This window comes from Leisingera sp. CC-HEC093 (assembly GCF_059429195.1).
This window is the reverse complement of sequence record NZ_JCAIJR010000001.1, coordinates 2,812,848-2,835,585: the sequence shown is the minus strand read 5'-3', so window position 1 is coordinate 2,835,585 and position 22,738 is coordinate 2,812,848. Positions and strand designations below refer to the sequence as shown.

The window sequence follows — 22,738 nt, the reverse complement described above, 5'->3', positions numbered from 1 at the left end:
CAAACGCCATATGCCGAAGTGGGCGTTCCTGCGCTGCATTCAACCTTTTGCAGAGGATTTGCACAGGGTTGTGAGGCGAAAGGCCCCACACAGTATGCGGAGGGCATTGCCCACCCCTCCGGGCGGGACAAAAGCTGAACCGCGGGCCTCAATCCATCAGATCGGTGAACAGGTTGTCGGTCTCGACAAACTCCAGCTTGTCCTTCTCAACCGTGCCCTCGTTGATGTCGCGCACCTCGACCCGCCCGTCGCCATAGCCGATCACCACCGTGTCGCAGATGTCGATGAACAGCCCGTTCTCGATCACCCCGGGGATCTGGTTCAGAACCAGCGCCAGCTGCCGCGGATTGCCGATCCGCTTCAGATGCAGATCCAGGATATAGTTTCCCTCGTCCGTCACAAACGGCACCTCGCCGTTCATCCGCAGGGTGGAGGTGCGGCCCATCACATCCATCGACACCAGCGTCTCCTCAAGCAGCGCCTGGCTGCTCTGCCAGCCGAACGGCAGCACCTCCACCGGCAGCGGGAAGGCGCCCAGCGTCTCCACCATCTTGCTGGCATCGGCAATCACCACCATCTGATCCGATGCCGTGGCGACGATCTTCTCCTGCAGATGCGCACCGCCGCCGCCCTTGATCAGGTTCAGGTCCGGGTCCGCCTCGTCGGCGCCGTCGATGGTAATGTCCAGCCATTTGGCTTCTTCCAGCGGCACCACATGGATCCCCGCATCCCGCGCCAGCGCCGCGGTGCGGCTGGAGGTCGGCACCGCGGTGATCCGCAATCCCTCCTTTTGCACCATCCCGCCCAGGCAGCGCACCAGCCAGGCAGCGGTGGAGCCGGTGCCCAGGCCCACCCGCATGCCGTCCTCGACCATCTCCGCCGCCCGTTTGGCCGCGACGAATTTCGCCTTATCGATGGGGGACAGTTCTCCGGTCATCACAGGTCTCCATAATCACGCTTTCCCCGCCGTTATAGGCGGTTAGCCGCCCCCACGCGAGGGGACTTTTGCACCCCCAACTGCCGCCCGGCTGGAAAGCCGTCCATTTCGCCCTAGTCCTCTAACCCTGATGGAGGGACAGAAATGCTGCAATTCGACGAGGAAACCACCCGCGTGCTGGAGGACAGCTACCAGGGCGGCGATATCACACGGCGGCGGCGCGCCAGTTTCGACGCACTGGCACCCGTGCCGGGCGACCGTATCCTGGATCTCGGCTGCGGCAACGGCCTGCTGACGCTGGAATTGGCCCGCGCCGTCGGCCCCCAGGGTCATGTCACCGGGCTGGACGCCAGCCCCGACATGCTCGCCGCCGCCCGCCAGCGGCTGCAGGGGCGCGCCAACACCACCCTGACCGAAAGCGACGCCGCAACCCTGCCGTTTGAGGCGGAAAGCTTCGACAAGGCGGTCTCGGTGCAGGTGTTCGAATACATCACCAGCCGCCGCCCAGTGCTGCGCGCCGTGCACCGTGTGCTGCAGCCAAACGGCCGCCTGGTGATCGGCGACATCCATTTCGACACCTTCGCCTGGCACAGCGACAACCGCGCCCGGATGCAGCGCTTCCTGGATATCTGGGACAACCACCTGGCCGACCGCACCGTGCCCGCCCGGCTGCCGGAAGAACTGCGCGACAGCGGCTTTGCGCTCGAAGCGATGCACCCCGTAACCATCTGCGACACCAGCCTGCGCCCGGACGGCCTGGCCGCGATGATGATCCGCCTGATCCGCGCCTATGCGGTCCAGACTGAAGCCGCCGACGAAGACGACGCCGCCGCCTGGGCGCAAGAGCAGGAGGAACTTGCGCAGGAGGGGCGGTTCTTCTTCTCCCTCACCCACTTCGTCTGCACCGCCCGGCGGCATTAGCGGGTATTCGCCCCCCCTGGACAACGGCTAGCCCCACGCGTCCAGCAGCTCTGTCTCGCACCGGCCGCTCGCTGCAGCTGTCCTGAACGCCTGCGGTGCGGGACGGTGCGGCCGTTTGATCTATCGCTATTGGGCGGCTCGAAACATCGGAAACAGGGGTGGGGCTTGGTCGGCCTTGATTAGACCCATCTCTTGGAAACCATAGCGCTTATACAGCGATAGATTTGCAGGGTTTGTCGACTCCAAGTAAGCAGGTCTTCCATCTTCGTCACAACGTTTGAGGCAGCATTCAAGCAACGCGGACCCCACCCCTTTTCCTTGGCGAATTGGATCGACCGCAATAAAAGCTAAATGCCAGCAGTCCTCATCGGGATGATAATTGTCCATCTGCCCAAAGGTTTCGAACAACGCATCATGCTTTTCTGATGAGACCGTCTGCTCAAAACAGGCGACAAGCCGTTCTTCGTCAGGGTGAATGCTTGGCGGAAGCCAAAGTGCGCCAGCAGTAAAATCATCGTTTCGAAACGCGCTACCCTGTTCAAATGCACGCCCTCCAAAGAAGTCCATTACTCGCGGGAAGTGGGTAAGGAAATCGGCAGGCTCAGGATACAGCCAACGCATGAATGGGTCGGCAGAAAATCCAAGAGCAAGTCCGCTTAACAAACTTTCTGCCTCACTTCGGGTTGATGATCTAAACATGAAATTACCTTTGGTCGTTCCACCTCGATTTTCAAATTTTAGCATGTGGGCCGCAGATACTTATTGTCAAATGCGCAATTTATTGTCCTGCTCAAGCAGCGATGGATGACTGCGTCGGGCTCTGAACATCCTATCGCTGCGCTGGGTCCGAACGGCTTCTTTCCGCCGCTCAGGGGCCTGACTGGCAAACATACATCACAAAGGCGGGTTTCCTATTGGAAACGCCGGAAACGGACACATATTCCGCCGGTCCCAGTTATAATGTTGCGTCATGAAACCCGAATACCGCCTGCACTACGCCCCCGACAACGCCTCGCTGGTCATCCGGCTGGTGCTGGAGGAGCTTGGCCAGCCGTATGAGACCGTTCTGGTCGACCGCAAGGCTCAGGCGCAAAACAGCGCGGAATACCGGGCGCTGAACCCCGGCGGGCTGATCCCGGTGCTGGAAACGCCCGACGGTGCGGTGTTCGAGACCGCCGCCATCCTCTTGTGGCTGTCCGAACGCCACGCCGCGATGGCGCCGCAGCCCGGCGGCGCAGACCGCGCGGCGTTCCTGAAATGGCTGTTCTTTGCCTCCAACACGCTGCACGCTGATCTGCGGATGCTGTTTTACCCGGACAAATACATCGGCGCTGCAAAGGCCGATCAGCAGCAGCTGCAAACCGTGCTGCGCCAACGGCTGCACCAGCATCTGACCAATCTGGATCAGGCCGCCGCCCAGCGTCCCGGCTGGCTCGGCGCGCCGCAGCCGTCGGTGCTGGACTACTACCTGGCCTGCCAGATGCGCTGGATGGCGCTGTATCCCGCGCAGGCCGACAAATCCTGGTTCACCCTGGCCCATTACCCCAGCCTGCAGCGCCTGTGCGCCTCGCTGGAAAGCCGTCCCGCCGTTGCAGCGGCCCGCGAGGCCGAGGGCCTCGGCGCCACCCCGTTCACATTCCCGGCCTACGCCAATCCCCCAGAAGGATCAGCCACCTGATGTTCCTCTCCGTTTTCGACATGTTCAAAGTGGGCATCGGCCCGTCATCCTCCCACACCATGGGACCGATGGTCGCCGCCGCGCGGTTCCTCGGCATGATGCGCGCCTCGCCGTTTGAATTCCACGGGCTGCGCGCCTCGCTGCACGGCTCGCTCGCCTTCACCGGCGTCGGCCACGCCACCGACCGCGCCACCATCCTCGGCCTCGGCGGCTTTGTTGCCCATGACTATGATGACGCCAAGGCCGAGGCCTTCCTGGCGGAGCTGGACAAGACCCGCACCATGCACCCCGAGGGTCTGGGCGCGCTGCACTTCGACCCCAAGGCCGACATGATCTTCGACTACGATCACGCGCTGCCGGGCCACGCCAACGGCATGATCCTGATGGCCACCGACGCCCAGGGCGACGTGATCCTGAAACAGGTGTTCTACTCGATCGGCGGCGGCTTTGTCGTGACCGAGGAGGAACTGGCCGCAGGCAAGGCCACCGATGAAGGCGACCCGGTCCCCTTCCCGTTCAAATCCGCGGCGGAAATGCTGGAGATGGCCAATTCCAGCGGCAAGTCGATTGCGGAGATGAAGCGCGCCAACGAGATTTCCCGCGGCAGCACCGAGAGCCTCTCCAAGGGCACTGCCCGCATCTGGCAGGTGATGAACGACTGCATCAACCGCGGGCTGGAGCGCGACGGCATCCTGCCCGGCGGATTGAAGGTCCGCCGCCGCGCCAAGGGCATCCATGACGCGCTGATGGCCGAACGCGGCATGAACCTCACCGCGCCGCACACCATCAACGACTGGATGAGCGTCTATGCGATGGCGGTGAACGAGGAAAACGCGGCCGGCGGCCAGGTCGTGACCGCGCCGACCAACGGCGCCGCAGGCACCCTTCCGGCTGTGATCCGCTACTACCTCGACCACGTGCCGGGCGCGTCCGAGGCCCACGTCGAGGACTTCCTGCTGACCGCCGCCGCAATTGCCGGCCTGGTGAAATACAACGCGTCCATTTCGGGTGCCGAGGCCGGCTGCCAGGCTGAGGTCGGCTCGGCCTCCGCGATGTCCGCAGCAGGCCTCTGCGCGGTGATGGGCGGCACGCCCGAGCAGGTGGAAAACGCCGCCGAGATCGCGCTGGAGCATCATCTGGGCATGACCTGCGATCCTGTGAAGGGCCTGGTGCAGGTTCCTTGCATCGAACGCAACGGCCTCGCAGCGATCAAAGCGGTCTCCGCCGCATCTCTCGCCCTGCGCGGCGACGGCCAGCACTTCGTGCCGCTGGACGCCTGCATCGAGACCATGCGCCAGACCGGCGCCGACATGCACGACAAGTACAAGGAAACCTCGCTCGGCGGCCTCGCCGTGAACGTGCCGAACTGCTGAGAAACCCAGCTTTCCTGCTAGGCCAGCGAGACATAAGGCCCGTGGCTGACCTTGGTTAGGCGCGTATGCGCCTGACCGGGGGGAAGGTCAGGCGCGGGCCGTGCCGCTGCGCGTCACGGCCCGAAGAGGGCGCAGCGCTCCTCTTTCTCCCGCAACTCCAGCTTGCACGAAGGCCAATGCAGGCCTAGCGTGGCGCCATGACACAGGACCGGCCCCTCCTCGGCATCGCCTTGATGCTGGGCTTCTGCATGGTGATCCCGCTTGGGGACGCCATTGCCAAACTGCTGACCAACCGGGTGCCGGTTGCCCAGATCGTCTTCATCCGCTTTGCCGCCCAGGCCGTGATCCTGCTGCCGCTGGCACTGGCCCTGCGCCTGCCGCTCAGCCTGTCGCGCCGGGTGGCACCGCTCTTGTTCCTGCGCACGCTTCTGCAGATGGGCGGCATCGCCGCCATGTTCACCGCCTTCCGCTACCTGCCGCTGGCCGACGCAGTTGCAATTGCCTTTGTGATGCCCTTTCTGATGCTGCTCCTGGGCAAATACGTGCTGAAGGAACAGGTCGGCCTGCGCCGCCTCGGCGCCTGCATCGTCGGCTTCACCGGCACCCTGCTGGTCATCCAGCCCAGCTTTGCCGCCGTCGGCTGGAACGCGCTCTGGCCGCTCTTGGTGGCGGTGATCTTTGCCCTCTTCATGCTGATCACCCGCAAGATCGCCAAGGAAACCGATCCCATCTCAGTTCAGGCCGTGGCCGGTGTCATGGGCACCGTGCTGCTGGCCCCGGTGTTCCTGATCGGCGACGCCGTTGGCCTGCCCGCCCTCTCCACCGCCCCGCCGCCGCAGGACACCTGGACCCTGCTGGCCGCAGCGGGCGCGCTTGGCACTGTTGCGCACCTCCTGATGACCTGGAGCCTGCGGTTCGCACCCACCTCCACCCTTGCCTCGATGCAATACCTGGAAATCCCGGTGGCGGTGTTCTTCGGCTGGCTGATTTTCGCAGAGCTGCCGAATACCCTCGCGGCCTTCGGCATCCTGCTGACCATCAGCGCCGGCCTCTATGCGGTGTTGCGCGAGCGCAAACCTGAAGAAACCGAAGAGCGCATCAATCCCGCCTGAAACCCGGGCCCCAAACCAGCCCGAAGTCCTAACGGTCCAGCCGGACCGCCGCCAGAAGATCCGCCAGCAGCCGCCGCGGCACAATCGCCAGCAGCCCCGGCCCCTCCGGCACCAGCAGCACCGGACCTGTCGCCCGGTTGGAGGTGCCGATCCGCCCCATCGGCGACATCCGCAACCCGTCGATGGGCCACTCCAGCCCCTCGGACCGCCCCTGCACCTCCTGCATCGGAAACAGCGAGATCACATCGCCCGCGCGGGCCGGAAGGTCGACCGGATGGATCAGGTGAAAGATCACCTCCGTCTCCCCCACCAGCACAACCGGCACATCATGACCCTGCACCAGCGTGGCAAAGGCCGCCAGCTGGTGATCCACCCGCGCGCCCAGAAACCCCACCGCCAGCACCGCCGGCGCCGCCAGCCCCCGCAGCGCCTTGTCGAAATCGGTGCTGTCCTGCTCCGCCACCGGATGCAGGCTCTCCGGCGGCAGCTGCGCCCGCACATCCTCAGACAGCGAGTCGAAGTCGCCAATCACCGCCCGCGGCACATGCCCGGCGGCCAGCGCCGCCGCCGCGCCGCCGTCTGCGGCCACCAGCACCGGCGCCAGTCCCAGCGCCTCCGCCAGTGCGCCGGACGCCATCTCGCCGCCGCCCACCAGGGTGATTGGTTCCGAAACGTTTACAATCTTAGTATTCATGCGGCGCATTCCTGCCTATTTTGGAAACAGGACACATTGTGAACACAAAATGATACGATCAATTGCACGAATTCGAGCAAAATTGGTCCTTCCAGCCTTTATGGTGAATGACAGCGTATGTGACGAAGACGAGCGAGCTGATGGTACACAACAACAAAGTCTTGACCGTATCCTATGGAACCTTTTCCTGCACATTGGAAGGGTTTGAGGATTCCTTCGACACGATGAAGGCGATTGCCGAGTATTTCCGCGACCTCGCCGCCGATGACCGCTACTTCGGAGCAGAGCCGCCGCAGCCTGACGCCGACATGCTGGCGCGCATCGCCCAGCGCGAGATCGCCCGCCAGGTTGAGGCCCGCACCGGCGAGGGCGGCATCCACCTGCGCGCCGCCACCCCGGCGCTTGCCGCTGCCCCCGCTCCGGCACCGGCAGCCCCGGCCCCTGCACCTGCGGCAGCCCCGGTTGCAGACCAGCCCGCACCCGCAGAGCAGCAGGCTGCCGAAACCGAAGACGCAGCGGAAGAAGCAGCGGTTGAAACCGCCGCGCCCGAAGCTGTCGCAGAGGGCGCCCAGGCCGCCGCAGAGGAAATCACCGAAGCGGAGGCGGTAGCCGCGGAGATTGCCGAAGCCGAAGCGGAAGAGACCGCAGCGGAGGAGATCGTCGAAGCCGAAGCCGAAGCCGAAGCCGAAGCCGAAGCCGAAGCCGAAGCCGAAGCCGAAGCCGAAGCCGAAGCCGAAGCCGAAGCCGAAGCCGAAGCCGAAGCCGAAGCCGAAGCCGAAGCCGAAGCCGAAGCCGAAGAAACCATCGCCGCTGTGCTGGGAACCGCAAGCGAAGAAGAGCCGGAACCCGCAGTTGAACTGCTGGAGATCACCGAGGCAGAAGCGGAAGCACAGGCAGACGATCTGCAAGCCGCAGCGGAACCGGAAGCGGACGAAACGGAAGAGCTGCACGACGACGCGGAACCGGAACAGGCCGAAGCCCCGGCTGCCCCGGCCGCCGCCGCCGACAGCATCGCCGCCAAGCTGCAGCGCATCCGCGCCGTGGTCGCACAGACCCCCGCCGAGGAGTTCAGCGAAGACGAACATGCCGAGGACGTGCTGGACGGCGCCGCCGACGACATCTCCAGCGCGCTGCTGGAGGATGACGCCGCCGGCGCGCCGGACTTCGATGACGAAGGCGACGACGCAATCGCCCAGGCGCTGGACCGCCTGGACCTGAATACGGACGCCCGGAAACCCGAAGACGAAGCGCCTGCCATGCAGGAACCGTTCTCCGGCGACCCGGAAGAAGCCTTCGAAGACAGCCTGTTTGAGAACCTGCGCAGCGCTGCCGCTGGCGAGGCCGCCGGGGCAGAGGACGAGAGCGCCGGCAATGAAAACCTGCTGTCGGACGGCAGCGCTGAGGACGCCGCGGAAACGCGCGAGGACACCGCAGAGGCCCCCGCCCCGGCCCGCGTCCGTGTCATCAAGGTCAAGCGCGCCCGCCTGGAAGAGGCGGTTGCCGCGGGTGAGCTGCAGGAGGAGAGCGCAGGCGGGGACCGGCTGCAAGACGCACACCCGGAACCGGCAGAGGAGACTGCCGCGCAGGACACTCTGTCCGACGAGGATGAAGCCGATCTGATGCACGAACTGGCGATGGTCGAGGCAGAGTTCCTCGCCGCGTCGGAACCGCCGCAAGAGCCCGCCGCCGCAGCAGCCGAAGATGCCGGCACGGAGCAGCCCGCCGCAGCCGGCCTGTCGGACAGCGACGTCAGCCGCCTGATGGCCGCAGCGAATGCCAAGCTTGAAGACCCGGAAACCGCCTCCTCCCTCGAGGCCTACAGCCAGCTGCGCGCCGCAGTTGCCGCCACTAAGGCTGACGGCCCGGACGGCGCGGCAGCCGGCGACGAGGCCCAGCCCTACCGCGACGACCTGGCCAGCGTGGTGCGCCCGCGCCGGCCCGAGGCCCGCCAGGGTGCCGCCGAACGCCCCGCCGCCCCGGCTGCGCGCCCGGCACCGCTGAAACTGGTGGCCGAACAGCGCATCGACGAGGGCGGCGCCCCCGCCGCTGCCCAGCCGGTGCGCCCGCGCCGGGTGTCAACTGCGCTCCTGAACGAGGACGCGGATGCCGGCGGCAGCGGCTTTGCCGCCTACGCCGAAGAGCGCGGCGCTGCCGAACTGCAGGAGCTGCTGGAGGCCGCCGCGGCCTATATGAGTTTTGTGGAAGGCCGCGACCACTTCTCGCGCCCGCAGCTGATGAACAAGGTGCGCAGCGCCGGCAGCAGCGACTTCAACCGCGAGGACGGGCTGCGCTCCTTCGGCCAGCTGTTGCGCGACGGCAAGATCGAACGCTCCGGCAACGGCCAGTTCACGGCCTCCGGCGACATCGGCTTCAAGCCCGGCAAACGCGCCGCGGGCTGACCCCTGACAGACGGCACAAAAAAGGCGGCCCCGCAAGGCCGCCTTTTTTCTTCAGGCCCAAGGCCCATCATTCATCTTTCCCGAAATACTCCGGGGTGAATTGACCGTCAGGTCAAGAGGGGCAGCGCCCCTCTTCCAGTCAGGCCTGCGGGGCAGCGCCCCACTTCTAAATCAGGCCTGCAGGGCAGCGCCCTTCCCGCTCACTCTTCGCCGGCGTCCGGGTCTTCCTTGCCGACGCCGCGGAACACGAATTTGAACGGCAGCACCCAGGCGATCCCCAGCGCCGCATAGACCAGCAGCTCCAGCCACAGCGGCGGGCGGTCCAGCCAGTTCATCACCGTAACCGCAGCCACGATGTAAACCGGCATCCCGACCAGCAGGATGATCAGGGCCCAGCGCCGCCGGGCCTTGTAGCTCAGGCCGTTTTCCTCCGCCATCAGTCAGCGAACGGGTCGGTCACCAGGATGGTGTCGTCCCGCTCCGGGCTGGTGGACAGCAGCGCGACCGGGCAATCAATCAGCTCTTCCACCCGTTTCACGTATTTGATCGCATTGGCCGGCAGATCGTTCCAGCTGCGCGCGCCTTCGGTCGACTCGCTCCAGCCCGGCATTTCCTCATAGACGGGCACGCAGCGGGCCTGCTGGTCGGCGGCGGTCGGCAGGTAGTCAAGGCGTTCGCCGTCCAGCTCATAACCGGTGCAGATCTTCAGCGTCTCAAACCCGTCCAGCACATCCAGCTTGGTCAGGCAGATGCCCTTGATGCCGGAGGTCGCACAGGTCTGGCGCACCAGGGCCGCATCAAACCAGCCGCAGCGGCGCTGGCGGCCGGTGGTGGTGCCGAACTCATGGCCGCGCTCTCCCAGGCGCTGACCGTCCGCATCGGGCTTGCCTTCCGCATCCAGCAGCTCGGTCGGGAACGGGCCTTCGCCCACACGGGTGGTATAGGCCTTCACAATGCCCAGCACATAATCGATCGAGCCCGGCCCGATGCCCACGCCAGTCGCCGCCTGGCCCGCAATCACGTTTGAAGAGGTCACAAACGGATAAGTGCCGAAATCAATGTCCAGCAGCGCGCCCTGCGCACCTTCGAACAGGATCCGCTTGCCCGCCTTGCGCTTCTCGTTCAGCACCTTCCAGACCGGCGCCGCATAGGGCAGGATCTTCGGTGCAATCTCTTTCAGCTGCTCGATCAGCGCATCGCGGTCGATGGGATCAACGCCCAGGCCTTTGCGCAGCGGATCATGGTGCTGCAGCGCCCGGTCGACGCGGGCAATCAGGGTCGCCTCATCCGCCAGATCGGCCACGCGGACCGCACGGCGGCCCACCTTATCCTCATAGGCCGGGCCGATGCCGCGGCCGGTGGTGCCGATCTTGGTGCCCTTGGAGGCCGCTTCCTCGCGCGCCCGGTCCAGCTCGCCGTGCAGCGGCAGGATCAGCGGCGTGTTCTCGGCGATCATCAGCGTCTCGGGGGTGATTTCCACACCCTGCTCGCGGACCGTTTCGATTTCCTTCAGCAGATGCCAGGGATCCAGCACCACGCCATTGCCGATGACCGACAGCTTGCCGCCGCGCACCACGCCCGAAGGCAGCGCATGCAGCTTGTAGACCTTGCCGTCAATGACCAGCGTGTGGCCGGCGTTATGGCCGCCCTGGAAGCGGGCGATCACGTCTGCACGCTCGCTCAGCCAATCCACGATCTTGCCTTTCCCTTCGTCGCCCCACTGGGCGCCGACTACGACGACATTGGCCATATCCGGTCCTTTACAGTCTGGTTCAAACCCACGCTCATATAGCGATGCTGCGCAGGCAGTGGAACCGGTTTTTCACCTTCGCAGACCGCAGACAAAGGGTTTTCCCGCCATTCCCCGGCGCAAAACACCTGCCACAGGCCCGGCGGGCTCCGCCCGGCCGGACTGCCGGGCGATTCCCTTGTGCTTCGATCCGCGAAACAACGGCGTCAGTCGATGGCGGAAAGCAGATCCGGGTTGCGCACCAAATTGCGCACGCCGTGGGCGTGATCTTCTTCAAAGACATTGTCCTCCAGCCAGGCGCCGACGGACTGGATACCAATTTTCATGACCTCCGGCCGCACGCTCCAGGTCACCTGAAACGGAGAGGCTTTCTCATTATAGCCCGGCCCTGTGGTCGACCCGCTGTACACCACCGGCGTGCCCAAATTTTCCGGCAGGTTCGGAACCTGATGCCGTCCGCCGACGTCTTCGATGCGGGCCATCTCCGTGAAATCCGCTGACTTCGGATCATTCACCAGCACCGCCACAACCGTCTCCACCCGCAGCTGCGGGTTGCTGATCGCCTCAGTCAGGCAGGTGTTCAGGCTGTGGCCCAATGCGGCCTTGGCAGTCGAATACACAAAATGGATCTCAATCGTGTCCCCAGGCACCAGGTCCCCGTGTTCGCTGCCGCCGATGACGCCCTCTACCGGGGTCAGCTCCGCATCGCTCAGGCTGCCATCATAGCGGAACCCTGTCCCATATCCCTGACCGTCGCCATTGCCGGCATAGGTGGTGAACTCTCCGCCCTTGTGTTCGGCATTCTCATGGAAATGAATATCTCAAAGCGTCATATCCGCCGCCGCAGGCGCGGTGCCAAAAGCCCGGTCATTGCTGCCCTCCGGCATATCAATGTCACGCGGCGATTGCGGACCGGCGCCCTTGCCCGCAGTGGCAGCAGCCAATGCCGCGCGTTGCTGCGCGATCACGTCATCCGCAACCGCATGCCCGGTATCTCCCGCCAAAGCCGCATTGCCGGCGAGGGCCGCACAGGCCGCGGCCATAAAGCCCGCCGTGTAAAATGTTCTGATCATATCTCAAATCCTCGTTTTGCACCCTGCCCCATAGCCAGGGCAGGGAAAGGTTTCTCAATGTTCCGGCATTCTAAGTTGCAAGAACAGGCCCGTGAATCAACGGCAGGCTTAGACTGGCGCGCGAGCGGGTTTCCGCCGCCCCGCCACGGCAGGCCCCACCCCGCCAAAGGTGTTGCGCACCCACCGTACGCCCCCTTCATGCGATCCTCATTTCCCTATGCCATCCTTCCAACTGATCGCGATCCCCCGCCATGGTTCCCGCGCGCGGGGCCATGATACGAGGCGCAGGCATCTGTGCGGCTGCCTGCGCGACACCCCGGAGACCGGCCCTGATAAAAAGGGGGTCGTCCAGGATATCCTGTCCGAGCAGGCCCCCGGCGGGGTCTGTCCACCTCCACCCGGCGGCGCCGCCCCCTTAATCGGGACACCGCGCTTAAACGGCAAAGAAACAACAGACACGGCAAGAAAAAACCGCCCCGGCCCCGAACGGCCCCGGCGGCCAAACCTGCGCGCGTTCAGCCCCGCAGCTGCACCGGCGCACCATGCGGCGTGCTCAGATACGCCTCCTCCCAGCGGCTGCGCATCACTTCGGCCTCGACACGGCTCGCCGCGCCGTCCTCGGCCAGAACCGCCTCCAGCGTTTCCAGCCAGGCGCGGAAGTAATCCTCGCCGCCGTCCAGCTCCCGGCTCAGGCCATGGCGCTTAAGCGTTGCGGAAAACCGCTCCACCCAGTCGCCCCAGCTGAACCGCCCACCCTCATTCAGATGCACGGTCAGGGCAAAGACCTGCGCATGCCAGGGTTCGGCAAAAACAGGCTCCGGCGCTGCAACCTCAGGACAGTCGCTCATAGCGGCTCCAGATAGCTTTGCCAAAGATCCAGCACCACCTCGTCCTCCGGGTGCTCGGGATGCGCCCACAGCTCACGGGCAAAGAAGCGCACCGCATAGAGCGGCTCCGGCGCCTCGCCCAGGCCGTGCGCATTTCTGTCCGGAAACACATGGGTGCCATGCAGCCGCAGGATATAACCATGCGCCCCGGCGGCGTATGCGGGCAGCCGCGTGTGGCCGCCATCCGCCAGTGCGTTATCTGCCGGGATTCGCGTCCGCACCGCCTGACCGGGCGAAAACCGCGGCGCCGGTCCGCCAGCGCGGTCCGCAGGCCCGCCCTTGGCCAGCGCGGCGGCCACATTTTCTGCTTTCAAGGCCCGCTCCGCCAGCGCGTGCAGCCCGGCAGCACCTTTGCCCTCCAGGTCGCCGCGTGTCAGCACGCCCTTCTCCACCAAAAGATCCGCCAGCGCCGAGATCCACTTTTCATAGTAGGAAAACCGCGTGTAATCCTTGGGCGGCAGCCGTTCCCGCGCATGGCGCGACGTGTCGATGTTCCACTGCCCCAGCGCGCCACAGGCCAGCGTCACCGCCAGCGCTCTTGCGTGCCAGTCCTCGGCAAAAACCGGCGCGCCTTCGGTCTCAGGCACAACCGGCCCGTCGCCGAATCGCCCGCCCATGTCATGCACCCGGGTCATGACGGCACCTTCGCCAGCCCGGTCCCGATCATGCTGTCGCGGGTCACCAGCGCCGCCAAGTCGTCCTCGCTCAGCCCCTCAGCACCTTCAGGCCGCATAGGCAGCACCAGATAGCGGACCTCGGCAGTCGAATCCCAGACCCGCACCGCGGTCTCCTCCGGCAAGGTGACGCCGAACTCCGCCAGCACCTTGCGCGGCTCACGCACCGCGCGGGCGCGGTAGGCATCGGATTTATACCAGCCCGGCGGAATGCCCAGCAGCGGCCATGGGTAGCAGCTGCACAGGGTGCAGACGACCATATTGTGCTGCTGGGCTGTGTTCTCCACCACCACCATATGCTCGCCCTGGCGGCCGTAATACCCCAGCTCCGCCAGCACCGGACCGGCATCCGCCAGCAGCGCCGCCTTGAACGCCGGATCGCGCCACGCCTTGGCCACCACCCTTGCGCCGTTCTGCGGGCCGATCTTGTTCTGATAGGTGTCGATGATCTCTTCCAGCGCGTCGGGATCGATCAGGCCTTTTTCAGTGAGAATCGTCTCCAGCGCCTTCACCCGCAGGGCAGGATCGGGCGGCAGCAGGGCGTGCGGGTGGTCGGAATGATCATGTGGCATGCCCCATGCTGCGCCGCTGCGGACGGCCCTGTCCAGTCATGTTTCATGGTGCAAACAATCACGTGGCGTGACCTGCCGGGGCCGTTCTCGGCTGCAGGCCAACTCCGCCCTTGCCCCCCCGGGCAATCTTGCCTATTTACCGCCCGGTACTTAGCCAACCGCCGCAGGGACCCATGGAAAACGTTGTACTGATCATCCATCTTCTTCTGGCTCTCGGCCTGATTGCCGTGGTTCTGCTGCAGCGCTCCGAAGGCGGCGGCCTGGGCATGGGCGGCGGCGGCGGCGGCGCGATCTCCGGCCGCGCGGCAGCAACCGCGCTCGGCAAGATAACCTGGCTCCTGGCCATCGCCTTCATCTGCACCTCGATCACCCTGACCATCATGGCGGCGCAGAAATCCGCAGGCTCCTCTGTCGCGGACCGCATCGGCGTGCCGCAGCCGGAAGACGGCGGCGAGGCTCCGGCGGTTCCGGCCCTGGGCAGCGATCTTCTGCCGCCCAGCGAGGGCGACAACGCTCCGCTGGTACCCAGCGCAGATTGATCCACTACACCTTGAGAGGGTTTTAGGAACCGCAACAGCATCTTGCGGTTCCCTTGCGCATTTCGTGCGAATCCTTTATATATGAAGTCCCGTGATGCAGCGGTTTTTGGAATGATTCCGATCACCGCCGGGCAGCTGAAATCTGACTTCTCACGGGGGCAGCCGAACACATATGGCGCGTTTTATCTTCATCACCGGCGGTGTTGTTTCATCCCTGGGCAAAGGCCTGGCTTCGGCCGCACTTGGCGCCCTTCTGCAGGCGCGGGGCTACTCGGTCCGGCTGCGCAAGCTGGACCCCTATCTGAACGTCGATCCGGGCACCATGAGCCCGTTTGAACACGGCGAAGTCTTCGTCACCGACGACGGCGCCGAGACAGATCTGGACCTGGGCCACTACGAGCGCTTTACCGGTGTTCCGGCCCGCAAGACCGACTCGATTTCCTCCGGCCGGATCTACACCAACGTGCTGGAAAAAGAGCGCCGCGGTGACTACCTGGGCAAGACCATCCAGGTCATTCCGCACGTCACCAACGAGATCAAGGACTTCATCTCCATCGGCGAGGATGAGGTCGACTTTATGCTGTGTGAGATCGGCGGCACCGTCGGCGACATCGAGGGCCTGCCCTTCTTTGAGGCGATCCGCCAGTTCGCCCAGGACAAGCCGCGCGGTCAGTGCATCTTCATGCACCTGACCCTGCTGCCCTATATCAAGGCCTCCGGCGAGCTGAAGACCAAGCCGACCCAGCACTCGGTGAAGGAACTGCGCTCCATCGGTCTGGCGCCCGACATCCTGGTCTGCCGCTCCGAAGGCCCGATCCCGGTGAAGGAACGCGAGAAGCTGGCACTGTTCTGCAACGTGCGCGCCGACAGCGTGATTGCCGCGCAGGACCTGAAGTCCATCTACGAGGCGCCGCTGGCCTACCACCGCGAAGGCCTCGACCAGGCGGTGCTGGATGCGTTCGGCATCTCCCCCGCCCCGAAACCGAACCTGGCCCGCTGGGAAGATGTGGCCGACCGCATCTACAACCCCGAAGGCGAAGTGCGGGTCGCCATCGTCGGCAAATACACCCAGCTGGAAGACGCCTATAAATCCATTGCCGAGGCGCTGACCCACGGCGGCATGTCGAACCGGGTCAAGGTCAAGATCGAATGGGTCGACGCCGAACTGTTCGACAAGGAAGACGCCGCCCCCTACCTGCAGGGCTACCACGCGATCCTGGTCCCCGGCGGCTTTGGCGAGCGCGGCACCGAGGGCAAGATCAAGGCAGCCCAGTATGCGCGCGAGAACAAGGTGCCCTACCTCGGCATCTGCCTCGGCATGCAGATGGCTGTGATTGAGGCCGCGCGCAACGTCGCGGGCATCTCCGAGGCGGGCTCCGAAGAGTTCGACCACGAGGCCGGCAAGAAACGGTTCGAGCCGGTGGTCTACCACCTGAAGGAATGGGTGCAGGGCAACATGACGGTCGAGCGCAAAGTGGGCGACGACAAGGGCGGCACCATGCGCCTTGGCGCCTATGACGCGGCGCTGGCCGAGAGCTCCAAAGTGGCGGAAGTCTATGGCAGCACCCATATCGAGGAGCGCCACCGCCATCGCTATGAAGTCGACACCAAGTATCAGGAACAGCTGGAAAAATGCGGCCTCACCTTCTCCGGCATGTCGCCGGACGGCCGCCTGCCGGAAATCGTGGAATGGACCGACCACCCGTGGTTCATCGGCGTGCAGTTCCACCCGGAACTGAAATCCAAACCCTTTGCGCCGCATCCGCTGTTCGACGATTTCGTCCGTGCGGCCAAGGACGCCTCGCGTCTGGTCTGACAAGCAGCAAAGCACCTGGAACGGAGGGCGCGGGCACATCAGCCGGCGCCCTTTTCTTTTCCCGCGGCCATGTTGACCGCGGCCGGATGCGCCCGCTAGGCTTTCAGCTTTATGGTTAACAAGTCACCGGCCCGTACCGCCTGCTTATGAGGGCCGGAAGGTAAGGGGGATATGAACATGGCGAAAACCGCCGAACAGCTGCGGAAAGAATATGAGACTGCGCTGAAAGAGCTGGGTCAGGGCAAGAAGCCCTTTTCACACGTTGTGAAGGCATGGGACGCCCTCGAGAAGGCGGTCGGAAAAGAAGAGAAGGCCGTTCTCAAGGAATACAAGTACTCGATCGACTATATGTTCGGGGACGAGGGCAAAAAAATACTGCAAAAATTCAAATCGCAATTCGACAGCGAAATCGCCATCTCTAAAAGCCCCCTCAAAACGGTTTACAACAAGGAATGGCGGGCACTTGTCAAATGCGCAAATGCCTCCAAGAACAGCGTGGTGAAGAAAAGCGGCAAAGCCGTCGAAAGTGCGCTCGACACGTTCCAAAAAGATTTTGACCTGTACAAGACAAACTATGTGAAAGGATACTGTGTCGGAGACCCCAAGGATGCAGAGAAAGCACTGGCATCCGCTGAGGCCCTGCACGAGGCCTTGAAAAAATTTTCCAATGCCGGCATCGGCCGTATCTCTGAAATCAACCAGAATCTGATCAGGCACAGGGAAAAGTCAGAACCGCTGGATGAGAAGCGCCTCGCCAAAACGATTTCCGACCAGGAAGCGAAACAGCTGAAAAAGCTGAATAAGGCCATTGACGCGAACGAAGCTGATTTGAATAACGGTTTGAAGGAACTCGTTGAATTCACCCAGCTTTTGCAGGGGAAGATGGAAAAGAAGATCCGCAAGCTGGCCTTGATCGTGAGGGAGGGAGTCACGGACGCAAAAGAGTTCCAGCGCCGTGTGAACGCCATGAAGCAGCGCAGGGGCACAGTGTTTGAAAACTGACGCCTCAGGCAGGCCGGGATCTCCCGCCCGCCCCGGATCAATCGAAGATTGATCCATCCCGGTTGGGCCCGGCGCGGCCAAGGCGGCGCTGGGAGGAAACAGAAAAAGGCGGGCCGCTGGCCCGCCTTTTGCATTTTGATTGAATACATTTCCGGCGCGCTCAGAAGCCGTGCATCCGCTTGGCCCATTGATAGGCCACCACCAGCCCCTTCATCCGCGGCAGCAGGATCAGCGAGGCCCCGACGGTGATCACCGACATGATGATCGCCAGCGTCCACGGGTCCGGGCGCAGCTGGGTGTAGACGATGTGCAGCGCAAAGCCGAGGATGTGGCCGACCACCAGAATGGTCAGATAGGCCGGGCCGTCGTCGGCGCGCTGGTGGTGCAGCTCCTGGCCGCACTCAGAGCAGCTGTCATTCACCTTGAGATAGCTGTGCAGCAGCTTGCCGCCGCCGCAGTTCGGGCAGCGCAGCCGCAGCCCCTTCAGCAAAGCGGGCTTCAGCTCCCGCTGGTCTGTCTGCAACACGTCCGCCTGGGTCATCGCGCGTCTCCTTCGGTTTGCCGGGGTGATACCGCGATTCCCGGATTGAATGCAATCAATATGCAAACATTGATATTGCATTTATTGCTGCACTCCTGCATTGAACCAATCAATCATGACGCAATGCGCCATCCACGCGCCGGGAGAGACCGCAGATGAAACAATGGACCCCTGCCCGCCTGGACAGCGGCAAACCCCGCTACCTGGAGATCGCGGAAGCGATCAAATCCGACATCGATGCGGGCGTGCTGGCCCCTGGCGACCGGCTGCCGCCGCAGCGGCGGGTGGCGCAGGAGCTGGGGATGGATTTTTCCACCGTGTCGCGCGGGTACGCGGAAGCCGTCCGGCGCGGCTACATCGAAAGCTTCGTCGGCCGCGGCACTTTCGTGCGCAGCCAGGACGCGCTGCCGGAACGCCCCGACCCGCGCCGGGCGCTGGAAGAAGATCCGATGATGAACATGCCGCCGGAGCCGGATGACCCAGGCTTGCTGGCGCGGATGCAAAAGGGGCTGGAGCATGTCTCGGCCAATCTGCTGCCTCTGCTGCGGTATCAGTCGGTGACCGGCAGCGCGCAAGACCGCGCCCTGGCGGCGGGGTGGATGCAGGCCAACGGGCTGGACTGCGTTCCGGAGCGGCTGGTGATCACGCCGGGCTCGCACGCCAGCCTCTATGCCATCCTGACGGTGCTGTGCGAACCGGGCTCTACCGTTCTGTGCGAAGAGGTGACTTATCCCGGGCTGCGCTCCATCGCCGCGCGGCTGGGGGTCCGGCTGGTTGGGCTGGCAGGCGACAAGGATGGTATCCTGCCGGAGGACTTGGAGAAGGCGATTACCTGCCAGTGGCCCGCGGCGCTGTACCTCAACCCCACCCTGCAGAACCCGACCACGCGGACCATACCGGCCAAGCGGCGGCAGGAGATTGCCGCGGTGCTGCAAAAACACGACCTGCCGCTGATCGAGGATGACGCCTATTGCTTTGTCGACAACGGCGCGCCTGCCGCGATCAGCAGCCTGGTCCCCGACCTTGGCTGGCACATCGCCGGTCTCTCCAAGTGCTTTGGCGCCGGGTTGCGGCTGGCCTACACCACGGTGCCGAAACGCGCCCTGCTGGGGCAGTTCAGCCAGGCGCTGCGGTCGATGCATGTGATGGTGTCGCCCTTGAACCTGGCGCTTCTGGGGCGCTGGATCGAGGACGGCACGGCGGCGGAAATCCAGCGGTTTATCCGCAAGGCCGCGGCGGAGCGGCAGGCGCTGGCGGCGGAGGTGCTGCAGGAGTGTTTCATCGAAAGCGATCCGCTGGCCTTTAACCTGTGGCTGACCCTGCCGCGGGGCACCAGCCGGGCTGAGCTGATGGGCCGTATGGCCGGGCGCCAGATCGGCATCATGCCCAGCGACGCCTTCACCGTCTCCAGCCTGCCGCAAGAGGCGGTGCGGGTGTGCCTGGGCGGGCCGATCACACTGGAGGACCTGCGCGGCGACCTGATTGCGCTGAACGATGCTGTCACACGCAAGGACTGGCTGGGCTGAGCCGCGGCTGATAGGATGCTGGCGCAGCCACAGGAGCCCGCATGATCCGCGCCTTCCGCAATCTGATTGAACAGCAGCTGGCCAAGGCCCAGGCCCAGGCCCAGGCCGAGGGCCAGCTGACCGGTTTGGAGGGCGAAGGCAAGCCGCTGCCCGACCGCAGCTGCGAGGCGCATGCGGACGCCGGACTGGCTGCCGGAATGCGGATCATGGCGCAGGCCGGCGCAGTGCCGGAGGAGTTCACACTGAAGAAACAGCTGGCCGCGGCGCGCCGGGACTACGCCGGATTGACCGGCCCGGCGCAGCGCAAGGCGGCAATGGCCCGGATCTCTGATCTGGAAATGCGCTGCAACATGGCGCAAGATGCGCGGAAATCCTTCTTCCGTTAGCGCAACACCCCGTTGTTTCCTGCCGGATTCGCGCTATAGACAGCGCCAAGACAGACCATTCCAAAGAAGAGTGACGCATTATGGCCAAAGACGCTTCTGTTCATCAGGAACAACTCGACCGCATCGCCGCTGGCAAGGGTTTCATTGCCGCGCTGGACCAGTCCGGCGGCTCGACCCCGAAGGCGCTGGCGCTCTATGGCGTGAACGAAGACGCATACGCGGGTGACGACGAGATGTTCGCCGAGATCCACAAGATGCGTACCCGCATCATCACCTCGCCGAGCTTTGGCAAGGAACGCATCCTGGGCGCGATCCTGTTCGAGAAGACCATGGACGGCGAGATCGACGGCAAGCCGACCGCGGAATTCCTGTGGGGCAACTGCGGCGTGGTGCCGTTCCTGAAGGTGGACAAGGGCCTGGCCGATGAGGCGGGCGGCGTGCAGATGATGAAGCCGATGCCGGAGCTGGACGCGCTGCTGGCGCGCGCCTGCACCAAGGGCATCTTTGGCACCAAGATGCGCTCTGTGATCAAGGACGCCAATGCCGAGGGCATCAAGGCGGTTGTCGCGCAGCAGTTCGAAGTGGGCCAGCAGATCGTGGCCGCGGGCCTGGTGCCGATCATCGAGCCGGAAGTGGACATCAACTCTGCCACCAAAGCAGAGGCCGAGGAGATCCTGAAGGCGGAGATCGCCGCACAGCTGGACGCCCTGCCTGAAGACACCAAGGTGGCGCTGAAGCTGACCATCCCGTCCAAGGCGGGCCTGTACGACGATCTGGCCGATCACGCCAATGTGGTGCGCGTCGTGGCGCTGTCGGGCGGCTACACCACCGATGACGCCTGCGCACGCCTGTCGCAGAATGCCAAGATGATCGCCTCCTTCAGCCGCGCGCTGACCGAGGGGCTAAACGTGTCGATGACCGATGAGGAATATGATGCGGCACTGGGGGCCAACATCTCCAAGATCTACGACGCCTCGCTGTAAGGCTCCGCAGAGCTGACATTGAGAAGGCCGCGCCTGCACCCCGGGCGCGGCCTTTTGTTTGCGGGGCCTGGGCTCAGGACCGCCCGGCGCAGCAGACCGCCAGCACCAGCCCGGCACCGCTGAGAAAGGGCAGCCAGAAGAAGCGCAGCGCGGTCAGGGTGAACCAGCCGGGCTGGTCCTCCGGCGCCTGGCCGGCACCGCCGAGCCAGGCCCAGAAGATCAGCGCCGAAGCAGAGATCATCACCCCGCTGAGCGCCAGCAGCCAGCGCGCCGATCTAGGCATCCCCCCCTCGCCGGCAGCCAGCCGTTCCGCCGTGCGGCTGGCGGCGAGCCACCCGCTCACGCCGCCTGGGTCAGCGAGGGGCGCAGCCCGGTGTAGCTGACCTTGTTTTCATTGGCGGCCAGATAGCGCTGCGCCTCCTCCCGGTCTCCAAAACTCAGCGCTTGGTCGTAAAAATAGGTGATCCGGTCCCCGGTCCGGGACAGCAGGCCGCCGCTTTCAAACAGGATAAACCACTTCTTCTGCACCAGTTGCATCAGCCTCACTCCTTTCTGAAGTCCGGCTGCGGTGCGTTCTATTGCCGCCGCCGGTTCCATTGCAGTTCGCAGGGTGCACGCAGCCGTCCGGTGGCCGCGGGGCCGCCGGTCAGCAGATTTCCAGATGCTGGATTGGCCGTTTTCGCGCCCTGCTGAAGGCAGAATTCGCCCCCAGATATTGCCAAAAAGTTAACGGGGATTGGCGCTGGTTTAACGCGGCATTTTCCCGCCAACGGGCGGCGGTTTCCCGCCTGCGCGAGCGGATTTTCGTAAAGTTTGGCGAAAGTCCGCCGTTGCAGAATCCGCAAAGCCTTTCGGAAAGGTAAACGCCGGTTGCGGGCGCGGCCCTCCCCCGCAGGCGGCACCGCCCGGCGGGCGGCGGGGCATGAGTATTTGGGGAAAGATGAAACCAGCGGGCGCGCGGTTTCGAGGCGGAGCGGGTGCTGCGCCGGGGCAAGAAAGCCGCCGCCGGGAGGGCCGCTCAGCCGCCCCGGCGCGGCGGGATGTCAGCCGAATTCCGGGGGACGCTTTTGCAGCTGGGCCGCCACCGCCTCGATCTGGTCGGGCTTGCCGATCAGCTCCAGCTGTTCGGCGCTTTCGCGCAGCAGCACCTCCGATTGCGGCGCACCGCTTTCGGCAAAGGCGATCAGCCGTTTCGCGGCGCGCACGGCAGAGGGGCTTTTGGCGGCGATCTGCTGTGCCAGCTCATTGGCGCGGCTGAGCGGGTTGCCGGACAGTTCGGTGACCAGGCCCCAGTCGAGCGCCTGCTGCGCCGCCACCTTCTCTGCCGTCCAGGTGAGGCGGCGCAGAACGTCGGTGCGCACCAGCCGCGGCAGCAGCGCCATACCGCCCATGTCAGGGATGAGGCCCCATTTCATTTCCATCACCGAGAGCTGCGAATCCGGGTGGGCGATGCGCATGTCGGCGCCCAGCGCGATCTGCAAACCGCCGCCGAAACAGGCGCCGTGGAGGGCCGCGATCACCGGCACCGGCACCCGGCGCCAGACCATCGCCACCTCCTGAAACGCATTGGCATCGTGATGGGTGCGCTCCATGATCAGGGTGCTGAGGTCGCGCTGCGCAAAACTGGCAAGCGCCGCCATGTCCAGGCCTGCGCAGAAGCTCTTGCCGGCGCCGGACAGCACCACCGCGCGGGCATCCGAGTCCGCCACCTCCTGGCCTGCGGCGATGATGTCCCCGATCATCTCCTCGTCGAGCGCATTGTGCTTGTCCGGGCGGGCAAGCGTGACATAGGCGATGTGGTCCTTGTAGCCGGTGGTGACTCTGCTCATGGTTTCTTCCCCGCTGCTGGTCTGGCTTCAGCCTGCCCCGGCGGCG

At 64.7% G+C, this 22,738-nt stretch carries 25 protein-coding genes; 11 read left to right on the top strand and 14 right to left on the bottom strand.

Going from position 1 to position 22,738, the window contains the following annotated elements; all coding sequences use genetic code 11:
* Positions 1-148: 148 nt before the first annotated feature.
* Positions 149-937: a ribose-5-phosphate isomerase RpiA gene (rpiA, locus tag AC5STB_RS13860; protein WP_495443398.1), complete on the bottom strand. Its 789-nt coding sequence runs from the start codon at positions 935-937 to the stop codon at positions 149-151.
* Between the two features lie 144 nt (positions 938-1,081).
* On the opposite strand from rpiA, the gene AC5STB_RS13855 reads away from it, so the two are divergent.
* Positions 1,082-1,858 carry a methyltransferase domain-containing protein gene (locus tag AC5STB_RS13855; RefSeq protein WP_495443397.1) on the top strand — a complete coding sequence of 259 codons (777 nt, stop codon included), beginning with the start codon at positions 1,082-1,084 and terminating at the stop codon, positions 1,856-1,858.
* Between the two features lie 126 nt (positions 1,859-1,984).
* Here AC5STB_RS13855 and AC5STB_RS13850 read toward each other — a convergent pair whose 3' ends face one another.
* Positions 1,985-2,602, bottom strand: coding sequence for a GNAT family N-acetyltransferase (locus AC5STB_RS13850; RefSeq protein WP_495443396.1), 618 nt, complete (start codon positions 2,600-2,602; stop codon positions 1,985-1,987).
* 226 nt (positions 2,603-2,828) lie between these two features.
* On the opposite strand from AC5STB_RS13850, the gene AC5STB_RS13845 reads away from it, so the two are divergent.
* The 3 genes from AC5STB_RS13845 to AC5STB_RS13835 all read left to right on the top strand — a co-directional run bounded on the left by AC5STB_RS13845 (position 2,829) and on the right by AC5STB_RS13835 (position 6,021).
* On the top strand, positions 2,829-3,536 hold the full coding sequence (locus AC5STB_RS13845; protein ID WP_495443395.1) for a glutathione S-transferase family protein: 708 nt from the start codon (positions 2,829-2,831) through the stop codon (positions 3,534-3,536).
* Positions 3,536-4,909, top strand: coding sequence for an L-serine ammonia-lyase (locus tag AC5STB_RS13840; RefSeq protein ID WP_495443394.1), 1,374 nt, complete (start codon positions 3,536-3,538; stop codon positions 4,907-4,909). The genes AC5STB_RS13845 and AC5STB_RS13840 overlap by 1 nt, the downstream gene beginning before the upstream one ends.
* A 197-nt stretch (positions 4,910-5,106) precedes the next feature.
* Positions 5,107-6,021 carry a DMT family transporter gene (locus AC5STB_RS13835; protein ID WP_495443393.1) on the top strand — a complete coding sequence of 305 codons (915 nt, stop codon included), beginning with the start codon at positions 5,107-5,109 and terminating at the stop codon, positions 6,019-6,021.
* A 28-nt stretch (positions 6,022-6,049) separates the two neighbouring features.
* On the opposite strand, the gene AC5STB_RS13830 is transcribed toward AC5STB_RS13835, so the two are convergent.
* The gene (locus tag AC5STB_RS13830; RefSeq protein WP_495443392.1) at positions 6,050-6,715 is read right to left on the bottom strand and encodes a thiamine diphosphokinase; all 666 of its coding nucleotides are present in this window, start codon (positions 6,713-6,715) and stop codon (positions 6,050-6,052) included.
* 119 nt (positions 6,716-6,834) lie between these two features.
* Here AC5STB_RS13830 and AC5STB_RS13825 point away from each other — a divergent pair, with 119 nt between their 5' ends.
* Positions 6,835-9,114 carry a chemotaxis protein CheA gene (locus AC5STB_RS13825; RefSeq protein WP_495443391.1) on the top strand — a complete coding sequence of 760 codons (2,280 nt, stop codon included), beginning with the start codon at positions 6,835-6,837 and terminating at the stop codon, positions 9,112-9,114.
* A 200-nt stretch (positions 9,115-9,314) separates the two neighbouring features.
* On the opposite strand, the gene AC5STB_RS13820 is transcribed toward AC5STB_RS13825, so the two are convergent.
* From AC5STB_RS13820 to nthA, 7 genes are all read right to left on the bottom strand, one after another.
* Positions 9,315-9,551, bottom strand: coding sequence for a DUF2842 domain-containing protein (locus tag AC5STB_RS13820; RefSeq protein WP_495443390.1), 237 nt, complete (start codon positions 9,549-9,551; stop codon positions 9,315-9,317).
* The gene (locus tag AC5STB_RS13815) at positions 9,551-10,864 is read right to left on the bottom strand and encodes an adenylosuccinate synthase (protein ID WP_495443389.1); all 1,314 of its coding nucleotides are present in this window, start codon (positions 10,862-10,864) and stop codon (positions 9,551-9,553) included. The genes AC5STB_RS13820 and AC5STB_RS13815 overlap by 1 nt, the downstream gene beginning before the upstream one ends.
* Positions 10,865-11,070: 206 nt before the next feature.
* Positions 11,071-11,682 carry a delta-class carbonic anhydrase gene (locus AC5STB_RS13810; protein ID WP_495444604.1) on the bottom strand — a complete coding sequence of 204 codons (612 nt, stop codon included), beginning with the start codon at positions 11,680-11,682 and terminating at the stop codon, positions 11,071-11,073.
* Between the two features lie 3 nt (positions 11,683-11,685).
* Positions 11,686-11,937 carry a hypothetical protein gene (locus AC5STB_RS13805; protein ID WP_495443388.1) on the bottom strand — a complete coding sequence of 84 codons (252 nt, stop codon included), beginning with the start codon at positions 11,935-11,937 and terminating at the stop codon, positions 11,686-11,688.
* Between the two features lie 515 nt (positions 11,938-12,452).
* Entirely contained in the window at positions 12,453-12,785 is a 333-nt protein-coding gene (locus tag AC5STB_RS13800; RefSeq protein ID WP_495443387.1) for a nitrile hydratase accessory protein, read from the bottom strand.
* Positions 12,782-13,459 (bottom strand): nitrile hydratase subunit beta, encoded by a 678-nt coding sequence (nthB, locus tag AC5STB_RS13795; RefSeq protein ID WP_495443386.1) that lies wholly within the window; start codon positions 13,457-13,459, stop codon positions 12,782-12,784. The genes AC5STB_RS13800 and nthB overlap by 4 nt, the downstream gene beginning before the upstream one ends.
* Positions 13,456-14,070: a nitrile hydratase subunit alpha gene (gene nthA, locus AC5STB_RS13790; protein ID WP_495443385.1), complete on the bottom strand. Its 615-nt coding sequence runs from the start codon at positions 14,068-14,070 to the stop codon at positions 13,456-13,458. The genes nthB and nthA overlap by 4 nt, the downstream gene beginning before the upstream one ends.
* 173 nt (positions 14,071-14,243) lie before the next feature.
* Here nthA and secG point away from each other — a divergent pair, with 173 nt between their 5' ends.
* From secG to AC5STB_RS13775, 3 genes are all read left to right on the top strand, one after another.
* On the top strand, positions 14,244-14,609 hold the full coding sequence (gene secG, locus AC5STB_RS13785) for a preprotein translocase subunit SecG (protein ID WP_495443384.1): 366 nt from the start codon (positions 14,244-14,246) through the stop codon (positions 14,607-14,609).
* 172 nt (positions 14,610-14,781) lie between these two features.
* Complete coding sequence (pyrG, locus tag AC5STB_RS13780; protein WP_495443383.1) at positions 14,782-16,425, top strand: CTP synthase; 1,644 nt, start codon at positions 14,782-14,784, stop codon at positions 16,423-16,425.
* Between the two features lie 177 nt (positions 16,426-16,602).
* Complete coding sequence (locus tag AC5STB_RS13775; protein ID WP_495443382.1) at positions 16,603-17,427, top strand: hypothetical protein; 825 nt, start codon at positions 16,603-16,605, stop codon at positions 17,425-17,427.
* Positions 17,428-17,587: 160 nt separating this feature from the next.
* Here AC5STB_RS13775 and AC5STB_RS13770 read toward each other — a convergent pair whose 3' ends face one another.
* Complete coding sequence (locus AC5STB_RS13770) at positions 17,588-17,968, bottom strand: DUF983 domain-containing protein (protein ID WP_495443381.1); 381 nt, start codon at positions 17,966-17,968, stop codon at positions 17,588-17,590.
* 155 nt (positions 17,969-18,123) lie between these two features.
* On the opposite strand from AC5STB_RS13770, the gene AC5STB_RS13765 reads away from it, so the two are divergent.
* From AC5STB_RS13765 to AC5STB_RS13755, 3 genes are all read left to right on the top strand, one after another.
* Positions 18,124-19,494 (top strand): aminotransferase-like domain-containing protein, encoded by a 1,371-nt coding sequence (locus AC5STB_RS13765; protein ID WP_495443380.1) that lies wholly within the window; start codon positions 18,124-18,126, stop codon positions 19,492-19,494.
* Between the two features lie 41 nt (positions 19,495-19,535).
* A complete protein-coding gene (locus tag AC5STB_RS13760) occupies positions 19,536-19,880 on the top strand; it encodes a DnaJ family domain-containing protein (RefSeq protein WP_495443379.1) in 345 nt (114 codons plus the stop codon).
* A gap of 80 nt (positions 19,881-19,960) precedes the next feature.
* A complete protein-coding gene (locus tag AC5STB_RS13755; protein WP_495443378.1) occupies positions 19,961-20,863 on the top strand; it encodes a fructose bisphosphate aldolase in 903 nt (300 codons plus the stop codon).
* A gap of 73 nt (positions 20,864-20,936) precedes the next feature.
* Here the strand turns inward: AC5STB_RS13755 and AC5STB_RS13750 are convergent, their stop codons facing one another.
* From AC5STB_RS13750 to AC5STB_RS13740, 3 genes are all read right to left on the bottom strand, one after another.
* Positions 20,937-21,206, bottom strand: a complete 270-nt coding sequence (locus AC5STB_RS13750) for a hypothetical protein (RefSeq protein ID WP_495443377.1) — start codon at positions 21,204-21,206, stop codon at positions 20,937-20,939.
* Entirely contained in the window at positions 21,203-21,400 is a 198-nt protein-coding gene (locus AC5STB_RS13745; protein ID WP_495443376.1) for a hypothetical protein, read from the bottom strand. Before AC5STB_RS13745 ends, AC5STB_RS13750 begins: the two co-directional genes overlap by 4 nt.
* A 506-nt stretch (positions 21,401-21,906) precedes the next feature.
* Positions 21,907-22,692 carry a crotonase/enoyl-CoA hydratase family protein gene (locus AC5STB_RS13740; RefSeq protein WP_495443375.1) on the bottom strand — a complete coding sequence of 262 codons (786 nt, stop codon included), beginning with the start codon at positions 22,690-22,692 and terminating at the stop codon, positions 21,907-21,909.
* Positions 22,693-22,738: the final 46 nt, after the last annotated feature.